The following is a 10,696-nucleotide window of genomic DNA, read 5'->3' as shown; positions in this document are numbered from 1 at the left end:
TAAGACCATAGGAAAAACTGTATCTTTGATTTGAACTAACAGATGAAAAAAACATTCTTTCTATTACTTTTTTCGCTTTGCCTCTTGGCTTTTACAACAAAAGCGCAAATAAACCTTGTTCCTAATCCCAGCTTTGAAAATTACTCTACTTGTCCTTCTTCTATTTCTGATATAATTGACGCAACACCTTGGGAAAGCCCAACATTAGGAACTCCAGATTATTTTAACACCTGCAGCCCTGACACCTCTCCCTTTAGTGCAAATGTTCCTTCTAATTATCAAGGGTATCAACAAGCTCATACGGGAAATGCTTATGTTGGTATTTTTGTGGCAGTTAAGTTTCCTCCAAACACATCTGATTTTAGGGAATATCTCCAAGTAAAACTTACAGATAGTTTAAAAATAAATCATAACTATTGCGTAAGTTTTTTTTTAAATCTTTCCGATTCTTCCGAATACGCAATAAATAATATTGGAATTTATTTTTCAACAAAACAGCCATATAGATCAACTTATGGAAAACTTCCATTTAATCCACAAATAAAAGATATAAATTATGTTACCGATACTATAAATTGGATAGAATACAGTGAATCTTTTAAAGCAGATTCTACCTATAAATATATTACCATTGGCAATTTTGAAGATTCGTCCATAACAAACTCTTCACTCCTTTTTGTTGGAACTGATAGCTTATATCCTTCTGTCTATTATTACATAGATGATGTAAGTGTAATGGAGTGTGATGATACAGTAACAACAAGTGATACAATACAAATACCCAATGTAATTACACCCAACAACGATGGCAAAAATGATTATTTTTATATTGAGAACTTACCACAAAATGCAGAGCTTACTATATACAACCGTTGGGGTAATAACGTTTACCAAAGCCTCAATTATCAAAACAATTGGAAAGCGGATGAAGTAAATGCAGGAACGTATTATTACCTATTAACTTTACCAAATAAGGAAGTAAAGAAAGGGTTCCTTGAAGTGATAAAGTAAATGCAGAATGCAAAATTAAGAATGCAGAATTAAAAGCAACGGCATAGGATTTCGAATACGGTTTTAGCAAAATGAAAGCGTGATGAATACGAGGAAATCATCCGATGAATAGCTTTCAGGAAGCTAAAATGAAATGAGAAAGTCAAGCCTTGAATTTTTGTTTCTGTTGCTTCAAGGCAAAAGAAAAAGCAATTAAAAATCAAAAATCAAACAGCAACGTTAAAATCGCGCAAAGCATCGTTTAAAGAAGTTTTTAAATCAGTACTTTCTTTCCGTTGTCCGATAATAAGCGCGCAAGGCACTTGGAAATCTCCGGCAGGAAACTTTTTAGTATAAGAACCTGGAATCACCACAGAACGCGAAGGAACAATTCCTTTGTATTCCTTGGGTTCATTTCCAGTAACATCAATAATTTTAGTAGATTTTGTGAGCACTACATTCGCACCCAAAACCGCCTGTTTTTGCACTCTCACGCCTTCTACCACAATACATCTCGAACCAATAAAACAATCGTCTTCAATAATTACCGGAGCAGCTTGTATGGGTTCCAATACGCCGCCTAATCCTACGCCGCCACTTAAATGCACGTTTTTTCCCACTTGCGCACAAGAACCAACAGTTGCCCACGTGTCCACCATCGTTCCGCTATCCACGTACGCGCCAATGTTTACGTAACTCGGCATCAGGATAACGCCTTTCGCGAGATATGCTCCGTAACGCGCCACAGCTGGCGGAACAACACGTACGCCTAAAGATTCGTAATTTATCTTCAAATTCATTTTATCGTAATATTCAAAAATCCCGACTTCGCTGCTTACCATGCGTTGTATCGGAAAATAAAGAATAACTGCTTTTTTCACCCATTCGTTTACTTGCCAATCGTCTCCTAAAGGTTGCGCTACGCGTAGTTTTCCTTTGTCGAGGTCGTCAATTACGGAACGAATGACTTGTTGTGTCTTATCGTCTTTCAGTAATTCGCGATTGTCCCATACTTTTTCTATAAACACTTTGATTTCGACCATTTTTTTTAAGAGATTAATTTACGCTGGCAAATGTAAATAAACCATTTCTAAGAAAAAACAAAGAGATTTTTATTTTTCTGAGAAATAATAAATACTTTAGTGAACTTAAATTTTAAAAATAAGTTTAACTGAAAACGCTTAACTATGGCTGCTTACCGATTTAGAGTAACGCTGGAAGACAACGAAGATATTTACCGCGAAATTGAAATTAAATCTGTGCAAACGTTTGAAAACTTGCACGAGTTTATTTTAAAGTCAATGAATTTTGATAGCATTCATGCGGCTTCTTTTTACATGAGTGATGATTATTGGCGTAAAGGATTGGAGTTAACGAATCGAAAAGAATCGTCTGACAAATCGAAAAATAATTCTCCGGCAAAGCAAATGAAAACGGCTAAAATAGCTGCCTATATTGAAGATCCACATCAAAAAATAATTTATGTGTATGATTTAGACGATGCTGCTTGGAGTTTTTGTTTGGAATTAGTGAAAATAATTACGGACGATCCGAAAGAAAGTTATCCGAAACTTTTTAAAAGTGTAGGCGCAGCACCTCGTCAATACAAGCTAGTTGTACTTCCTGAGGAAGCGGATGACGAAGAAGAACATCCGTCGAAAGAAAAAATATTCCATTCAGAAGAAAAATACGATGAACGTGATCCGAGCAACGATGATTTAGAAGAAGGCGATCCAGAAGAAAAACCAGAAGGCGAAGAAGAAGATTTTGGAGCTTCTGAATTTGGAGACAATGAACATGCGGAGGAATTATGAAGCAAGCCCGAAAAGGTATAAAGGAAAATGAAAAATAATTTTCTGGTAGTGATTGCTGGCCCAACGGCTGTTGGGAAAACTTCACTAACGATACGCCTTGCAACCCATTTTAAATCGATTATTTTATCGGCAGATTCGCGACAATTCTTCAAAGAAATTTCTATCGGAACTGCGAAACCTTCTGCAGAAGAATTACAAAAAGTACCTCATTTTTTTATCAATTCACATTCTGTTTTTGAGGAATACAATGTGGGAATGTATGAGCAAGATGCGATTTCGCTTTTGAAAAATAATTTTTCGGACACTCAAAAAATTATTTTTTTGACTGGTGGTTCTGGCTTGTATATTGATGCTGTTTGCAATGGTTTTGACGAAGTGCCGGAAAAAAATAATGTCATCCGAAAAAAATTACAAAATGAATTGGATGAAAAAGGAATTACGTATTTGCAATCGCAACTCGAAAAAATAGATCCTGATTATTTTCAGCAAATGGATACAGCCAATCCGCAACGCTTGATACGCGCGCTGGAAGTGTGTTTAAGTACTGGAAAAACATATTCTTCTTTTCGGAAAAAGAAAAAGAAAGAGCGCGATTTTAAAATTGTAAAAATTGCGTTGAACATTCCAAGAAATGAGTTGTATCAACGTATTGACAAGCGCGTGAACGAAATGATGGAAAATGGTTTGAAAGAAGAAGTAAAAAAAATGTATCCGCATAAAAATATAAATGCTTTACAAACTGTCGGCTACAAGGAAATTTTCGAAGCGATAGAAAATAAAATTTCGATGCAGGAAGCCGTGGATTTAATCAAACAAAATTCGCGTAGGTATGCGAAAAGGCAATTGACTTGGTTTCGTAAAGACAAGGAATATCAATGGTTTTCGCCCGATGAAGAAGAAAAAATAATTCAGTACATCAAAAATAAAATTTCCGAATAAGCCCTTCAAAAAAATAATTTTTTGTTCTATGTGGGATATTTTACGCGATTACAGAAAACTCCAAAAGTCGGTATTGATGGCGATTACAGGAGAATTTTGTATTCAAATGATCAATGTTTCTTTCCTCGTTATTCAACCTTTATTTATGAAGGAAGAAGGCTACAGCGATGGATTGATAGCGGGTTTCACGTCTTTGCGTTTTCTTGGTGTGTTGTGTTTGGCATTTCCGCTCGGCTTAATTATCAAAGGAAGAAAACTAAAAAATATTTTTTACACCGCTGGATTTTCCGTTCCTACATTCGCTTTGCTTATTATTTTTGCAATTTCACAGCATATTATTTGGCTACTTTATGTATCGCAATTTTTATGGGGCGTTTCGCTTACGCTGATACAAATTCCAGTGTTGCCATATATTTTACGAAACGAAAAAAAACAATTTCAAACAGAAGCAATTGCTTTAAGTTATTCCACCGGAAGTTTTGCAGGCGTTCTAAGTGGCTTTATGATTGCGGCTTTCAGTAAAATAAATCCTACATATTTCAATGAGAAAACAATGCTTACTATTATTTCTTTCATGGGATTCTTAAGCCTTTTTTTTATTCATAAAATAAATAAAGATGAGATTATCCAACGAAGTACCAAAAAGCGAATGGACCTTTCTGATTTTGATTGGGGAATTATTATGAAGGCACTTTTTCCAACGCTGATTATCGCTGTTGGCGCTGGTTTAACGATTCCTTTTATCAGTCTTTTTTTCGCGAGCGTACATCACATGAGCACTGGAAATTTTGCTTTTATGAGTTCCATTGCGGCTATTTTAGTGGCTATTGGTGCGATTTCTGTTCCGAAAATTAAAAAGAAATTTGGCTATCAAATTGCCATTCCAACAACACAATCATTGGCTGTTATTGCCTTGATTTTATTGGCAACTACGCAATATTACAGCATGTTTACGTTTGCTATTTACATTGCTGTAGGTTGTTATTTGTTACGACAACCGTTGATGAACATGGCGGGACCAATGACATCCGAGTTGGTGATGAATTATGTCGGAAAAAGAAATCAGGAAATTATTAGCGCGCTTACGTCTGCTATTTGGTCGGGAAGTTGGTTTTTTAGTGCGCTTATTTTTAAAGTGTTGAGAGATGACGGTTTTCCATACGTCAATGTTTTCTTAATTACCGCAGCGCTTTACGCCGTGGGTGTTATCTGGTATTATTTTTTGATTTTAGATTACAACAAACGCGAAAAATTAGGTTTGATTGATTGAACGAAAAAATACTTATAGGTGTTTTGATTTGCTTTGAAAATATACTTTGTGTTTTTCATTGTATTTTATCTAAAAAATCTATTGAAAAATAATCAAAGATTTTTTAGAAGAATTGTTACATTTGTTGGTTCTAATTGTAATTAAAATTCAGGTATGATAAAATTTAGAAAGCAAGATGCGCTTGATTATCACTCGCAAGGAAGACCAGGGAAGATAGAGGTAATCCCCACAAAGCCTTATAGTTCACAAAGAGATTTATCTTTAGCTTATTCGCCAGGCGTCGCGGAACCGTGTTTGGAAATTGCAGCCAACAAAGAAGATGTTTATAAATACACCGCGAAAGGCAATTTGGTTGCTGTTATTTCTAACGGAACTGCTGTTTTAGGTTTGGGAAATATTGGTCCGGCAGCTTCAAAACCAGTGATGGAAGGGAAAGGATTGCTTTTTAAAATTTTTGCAGATATAGATGTGTTTGATATTGAAGTAGATGCGAACGATATTGATACGTTTGTAAATACGGTGAAAGCCATTTCGCCTACGTTTGGCGGAATTAATTTGGAAGATATAAAAGCTCCAGAATGTTTTGAAATCGAACGCAGACTGAAAGAGGAATTAGACATTCCGATTATGCACGATGATCAACATGGAACCGCCATTATTTCTGCGGCAGCGCTTATCAATGCCTTGGAAGTAGCTAAAAAAGATATTTCGAAAGTTAGGATAACCGTAAACGGAGCTGGAGCTTCCGCGATTTCTTGCGCGAAGTTGTATATTTCCGTAGGTGCGAAAAAAGAAAATATTGTAATGTTGGACAGTAAAGGCGTTATCCGTAAAGATCGTACAGATTTAGACGAACATAAAAAATATTTTGCCTCCGATAAAAATATCCACACCTTGGAAGAAGCAATGAAAGATGCGGATGTGTTTGTTGGATTATCAAAAGGAAATGTGGTAAATGCGGCTATGTTACAATCCATGGCGGAAAATCCAATTGTTTTTGCGCTTGCAAATCCCGATCCTGAAATACCTTACGAAGATGCTGTTTTAGCACGGAAAGATATTATTATCGCAACCGGAAGATCCGACCATCCTAACCAAGTAAACAATGTTTTAGGATTTCCGTTTATTTTCCGTGGAGCCTTAGATGTGCGCGCTACGCAAATCAATGAAGCGATGAAGTTAGCAGCTGTTTATGCTATTGCTAATTTGACGAAAGAACCCGTTCCTGATGCCGTAAATTTAGCCTATGATTCCAAAAACATTGTTTTTGGTCCACAATACATTATCCCAAAACCCTTGGATTCTCGCTTGATTTATTGTGTCGCACCTGCCGTAGCAAAAGCTGCGATGGATTCGGGCGTGGCGCAACATAAAATTACCGATTGGGATGCGTACAAACAAGAACTAATTAATCGTTTAGGCTTAGATAATAAGCTGATTAGAGGTATCACCAATAAAGCAAAACAAAATCCAAAAAGAGTTGTTTTCACGGAAGCAGATCATTATAAAATATTAAAAGCGGCGCAACAAGTGAAAGACGAAGGTATTGCGAAGCCTATTTTGTTGGGAGATCCGGATCGTATCCGACAATTGATTAGTGAAAATCAACTCGATTTAGGCGATATTCCGATTATAGATCCGCGCAGCAAAGCCGAAGAAGAACGTAGAAATGCTTTTGGCGATTTCTTTTTCAATCAAAGGAAGCGTAGAGGATACACACTTTTCGAAGCACGAAAAATAATGCGCGAACGAAATTATTTTGGTGCGATGATGGTGGAAACTGGTGCTGCAGATGCGATGATATCTGGCTTAACGCGAAAATATTCTGATCCAATTCGTCCTGCTTTGCAAATTATCGGAACGCAAGATGGCGTGAAACGCGTTGCCGGAATGTACATTCTCATTACGAAACAAGGTCCTTACTTTTTTGCCGATACAACGATGAATGTGAATCCGACTGCTCAAGATTTAGTAGATATTACAGTACTTACAGCCAATACCGTAAAGCAATTTAATATTACGCCGAAAATTGCGATGCTTTCGTATTCTAATTTTGGTTCTGCAGAGGGTGAAGTACCTGAAAAAGTGCGTACTGCCGTTGAGTTATTGCATAAAAATTATCCAGGAATGATTGTGGATGGCGATGTACAAGCGAATTTTGCCCTAAACAACGATTTGTTGAAAGAGCAATTTCCGTTTTCTGAATTATTGGATAACAAAGTGAATACGCTCATTTTCCCGAACCTTGTTTCTGGGAATATCGCTTATAAATTGATGCAAGAAATGGGTGGCGCGGAAGCAATTGGTCCAATACTTATCGGAATGAAAAAGCCCGTACATATTTTGCAATTGGGAAGTTCTGTTCGTGAAATTGTAAACATGGTAACCATCGCTGTTATTGATGCTCAAGCAAAAAAATAATTTTTCAAAAAAACAGGCTTCGAAAAAATATTTTTTCAAACCCGAAATCTTAACGTTAAAATTCACACGAAATGTATCATCACATTGAAGGAAAATTAGTTGAAAAAACGCCTACTTACGCAGTTATTGATTGCAATGGAGTAGGGTATATTTTGCAAATTTCATTGAACACTTTTTCTAAAATTGGTCTCAATGAAAAATGTAAATTATATGCTGAGCAAATGTACATACGAGACGATATGCCGCGCTTTTTTGGTTTTGCAGATTTGTCGGAGCGTCATTTATTTCGACAATTGGTATCTGTATCTGGCGTTGGAGGCACAAGTGCTTTATTGATGTTATCGTCTTTAAATGCCTCTGAAATTCAACAGGCAATTGTTTCCGGAAATGTAGCACTTTTAAAAAGTGTGAAGGGAATTGGCGAAAAAACAGCACAACGTATTATTGTGGATTTGAAGGACAAATTTGGCAAAATGGAGGTTGGTACAGATTTTTTTCTTCCTTCAAACAATACTTTGAAAGAAGAAGCGTTATCTGCTTTAGTGATGTTGGGTTTTGCTAAAAATACAGCGGAAAAGGCCGTGGATAAAATATTAAAAACAGAAGGTGCCGCTGATTCAGTAGAACAAGTGATAAAACAAGCATTAAAAAATTTATAAACCTGTTTATCTAACAATAAACAGGCTGGGAAAGTTTGAGAAAATTATTAAAATACCTATTGATCGGGTCACTTTCGGTAGCATTGTTCGCGGTGTTTCATAACACCAATGCGGGCATGCGTCCGGCAGCCTTTTACATTCCCGAATGGAAAACTATTCCTGCGCGGACAAATGCTCGCAGCAGGATGGACACTATTAAAACAAAAAATAACAAAGCGGTAGCAAGTAGTGATAGTTCGTCTGCAGCGGAAGATTCCACTGTTAATTTACCTTTTTCTTTTTCAGACCATGCGGCTTATGGAGATCCTTTGGGAGATCCAAATGGAGGATTGAGATTAAAAGATCCATCCAATATTCATCAAAATGTAGAATATGATCCAGTAACTGGACAATACGTTGTAACTCAAAAAATGGGAAGTTTGGATTATCGCGCGCCCGTATCGCTAGATTCCACTGATTACATGAATTATATTTTTGATCAGCAAGTAAAGGATTATTGGAAACAACGTACGCACGCAGATGCTCAGGAACAAAGACATGCCATTATTCCTAAGATTCATATTAATGGAAAAATGTTTGATCGGATATTTGGCGGGAATACTGTAGATATTCGTCCGCAAGGTTCCGCAGAACTAATTTTTGCCGCCAATACTGCACGCACTCAAAATCCGGCATTGCCAGTTAATCAGCGAAAAATAAGCACCTTCGATTTCAATGAAAAAATACAATTAAATGTGATTGGAAAAATAGGAGATAAACTCAAGCTAACTACCAATTACAATACAGAAGCAACATTTGATTTTGAAAATCAAATGAAGTTGGAATACACAGGTTATGAAGATGAAATCATTAAAAAAATTGAAGCAGGAAATGTGAGTTTGCCTTTAAATGGATCGCTGATAACAGGAAGTCAAAGTTTATTTGGTATTAAAACGCAATTACAGTTTGGTGCATTGACGGCAACTACTATTTTTTCTCAAGAAAAAGGTCAGAAATCAGAAATAGATGTAACAGGGGGAGCGCAAACTACGAATTTTTCATTTTCGGCAGATAGTTACGAAGCAAATAAATATTATTTTTTGTCGCAATATTTCAGAAACAATTACAATGCGGCGCTGTCAAATTTGCCCATCATCAATTCTGGTATCAATATCACAAAAATAGAGGTTTGGGTTACCAATACCACCGGTTCTACAAATAATATTCGCAACATAGTGGCTATGGCGGATTTGGGCGAAACGGGTGTTAATAGTGCAGGACAAAGCAATCTTACCAGTCCATCGCATGTTAATCAAACACCTTTGCCGGGAAATTTACCTTCCAATACTGCCAATTCACTTAACCCAAGTTTGTTTACCAGCTCTTCCACTGGCGGAACTGGAATATTAAACTTGAATACAGTATTAAACACCTTAACAGGAAAGGGTTTCCAACAAGTAAAAGACTTTGAAATTTTGGGTAATGCCCGATTATTGGCTACTACGGAATATACTTTTAATGCTAAATTAGGTTTTGTTTCTTTAGTTCAACCTTTAAATTACAATCAAGTATTGGCTGTTTCATATCAATACACACTCAATGGACAAACATTTCAAGTGGGTACATTTTCAACCGATTTGGCTCCTCCTAATAATTTGGAAGTAAAAATGCTTCAAAGTACAAACGTTAGCGTACTCCTTCCTTTATGGAAATTAATGATGAAGAATGTTTATTCTTTGGGAGCTTATCAAATTAATCCGCAAAATTTTATTTTAAATATCCAATATAATAATCCGGGAACAGGAACAAATATTCCTTACATCCCCCAAGGTTCTTTAAATGGGAAACCACTGATACAGGTGTTGGATTTAGATAACCTCAATTCACAAATGGACAGACAGCCAGATGGAAATTTCGATTACATTGAGGGAGTAACCATTAATTCGACTACTGGCAGAATATTTTTTCCAGTATTAGATCCTTTTGGAAATTATTTGTTAAGCCGTTTTACACCGGCAGAACAAACGTCCATTGGTCTGCAATATATTTTTCAACAACTGTATGATTCAACGCTAACAGCAGCGCAGCAATTCCCGAATTTAGATCGCTTTACCATTCAAGGTTCCTATCAATCTTCTTCCAGTTCAGATATTTCACTTAATACGGTTAATGTTCCACAGGGATCAGTAACCGTAACTGCAGGAGGTGTAAAATTGGTAGAAAATGTAGATTATACAGTGGATTATACTTTGGGTAGGGTTAAAATTATCAACCAAGGAATCTTAAATTCAGGGGTTCCGATAAAAATATCCTTAGAGAGTAATTCTTTGTTCAGCATCCAATCAAAAACCTTGTTAGGGACACATCTTGATTATCGAGTTGCAAAAAATTTTAATTTAGGAGCCACCATTCTGAACCTCACAGAAAAACCACTTACAACAAAAGTAAACATCGGAGACGAACCGATTTCAAATACCATTTTTGGCTTTGATGGAAATTATAAAACGGATGCTCCTTTTCTTACACGTTTGGTGGATAAAATTCCTTTTATAAACACAAAAGCTCCTTCTTCCATCACAGCTACGGGCGAATTTGCGGATCTTATACCGGGACATCCAAGTATT

Annotated in this window: 8 protein-coding genes; 7 read left to right on the top strand and 1 reads right to left on the bottom strand. The window is 36.4% G+C overall.

Going from position 1 to position 10,696, the window contains the following annotated elements; all coding sequences use genetic code 11:
- Positions 1-42: 42 nt before the first annotated feature.
- The gene (locus ABIZ51_11385; protein MEO7089385.1) at positions 43-1,011 is read left to right on the top strand and encodes a gliding motility-associated C-terminal domain-containing protein; all 969 of its coding nucleotides are present in this window, start codon (positions 43-45) and stop codon (positions 1,009-1,011) included.
- Positions 1,012-1,217: 206 nt separating this feature from the next.
- Here the strand turns inward: ABIZ51_11385 and ABIZ51_11380 are convergent, their stop codons facing one another.
- Positions 1,218-2,033, bottom strand: a complete 816-nt coding sequence (locus ABIZ51_11380) for a 2,3,4,5-tetrahydropyridine-2,6-dicarboxylate N-succinyltransferase (protein MEO7089384.1) — start codon at positions 2,031-2,033, stop codon at positions 1,218-1,220.
- A 144-nt stretch (positions 2,034-2,177) separates the two neighbouring features.
- On the opposite strand from ABIZ51_11380, the gene ABIZ51_11375 reads away from it, so the two are divergent.
- The 6 genes from ABIZ51_11375 to sprA all read left to right on the top strand — a co-directional run.
- Positions 2,178-2,804, top strand: a complete 627-nt coding sequence (locus tag ABIZ51_11375; protein ID MEO7089383.1) for a hypothetical protein — start codon at positions 2,178-2,180, stop codon at positions 2,802-2,804.
- A 27-nt stretch (positions 2,805-2,831) separates the two neighbouring features.
- A complete protein-coding gene (miaA, locus tag ABIZ51_11370; protein MEO7089382.1) occupies positions 2,832-3,743 on the top strand; it encodes a tRNA (adenosine(37)-N6)-dimethylallyltransferase MiaA in 912 nt (303 codons plus the stop codon).
- 28 nt (positions 3,744-3,771) lie between these two features.
- Positions 3,772-5,013: an MFS transporter gene (locus tag ABIZ51_11365; GenBank protein MEO7089381.1), complete on the top strand. Its 1,242-nt coding sequence runs from the start codon at positions 3,772-3,774 to the stop codon at positions 5,011-5,013.
- 153 nt (positions 5,014-5,166) lie between these two features.
- On the top strand, positions 5,167-7,434 hold the full coding sequence (locus ABIZ51_11360) for an NADP-dependent malic enzyme (GenBank protein ID MEO7089380.1): 2,268 nt from the start codon (positions 5,167-5,169) through the stop codon (positions 7,432-7,434).
- A 71-nt stretch (positions 7,435-7,505) separates the two neighbouring features.
- A complete protein-coding gene (ruvA, locus tag ABIZ51_11355) occupies positions 7,506-8,093 on the top strand; it encodes a Holliday junction branch migration protein RuvA (GenBank protein ID MEO7089379.1) in 588 nt (195 codons plus the stop codon).
- A 59-nt stretch (positions 8,094-8,152) separates the two neighbouring features.
- Positions 8,153-10,696, top strand: a 2,544-nt coding sequence (gene sprA / locus ABIZ51_11350; GenBank protein MEO7089378.1) for a cell surface protein SprA, incomplete at its 3' end; no start/stop codon positions are given.

This window comes from Bacteroidia bacterium, assembly GCA_039924845.1.
Classification (GTDB): Bacteria; Bacteroidota; Bacteroidia; order DATLTG01; family DATLTG01; genus DATLTG01.
This window is presented reverse-complemented; position numbering and strand designations above follow the sequence as displayed.

Excerpts from the sequence above, each read along its gene's own strand:
- ABIZ51_11385 (MEO7089385.1), top strand. The coding sequence starts at position 43 with ATGAAAAAAACATTCTTTCTATTACTTTTTTCGCTTTGCCTCTTGGCT.
- ABIZ51_11380 (MEO7089384.1), bottom strand. The coding sequence starts at position 2,033 with ATGGTCGAAATCAAAGTGTTTATAGAAAAAGTATGGGACAATCGCGAA.
- ABIZ51_11375 (MEO7089383.1), top strand. The coding sequence starts at position 2,178 with ATGGCTGCTTACCGATTTAGAGTAACGCTGGAAGACAACGAAGATATT.
- miaA (MEO7089382.1), top strand. The coding sequence starts at position 2,832 with ATGAAAAATAATTTTCTGGTAGTGATTGCTGGCCCAACGGCTGTTGGG.
- ABIZ51_11365 (MEO7089381.1), top strand. The coding sequence starts at position 3,772 with ATGTGGGATATTTTACGCGATTACAGAAAACTCCAAAAGTCGGTATTG.
- ABIZ51_11360 (MEO7089380.1), top strand. The coding sequence starts at position 5,167 with ATGATAAAATTTAGAAAGCAAGATGCGCTTGATTATCACTCGCAAGGA.
- ruvA (MEO7089379.1), top strand. The coding sequence starts at position 7,506 with ATGTATCATCACATTGAAGGAAAATTAGTTGAAAAAACGCCTACTTAC.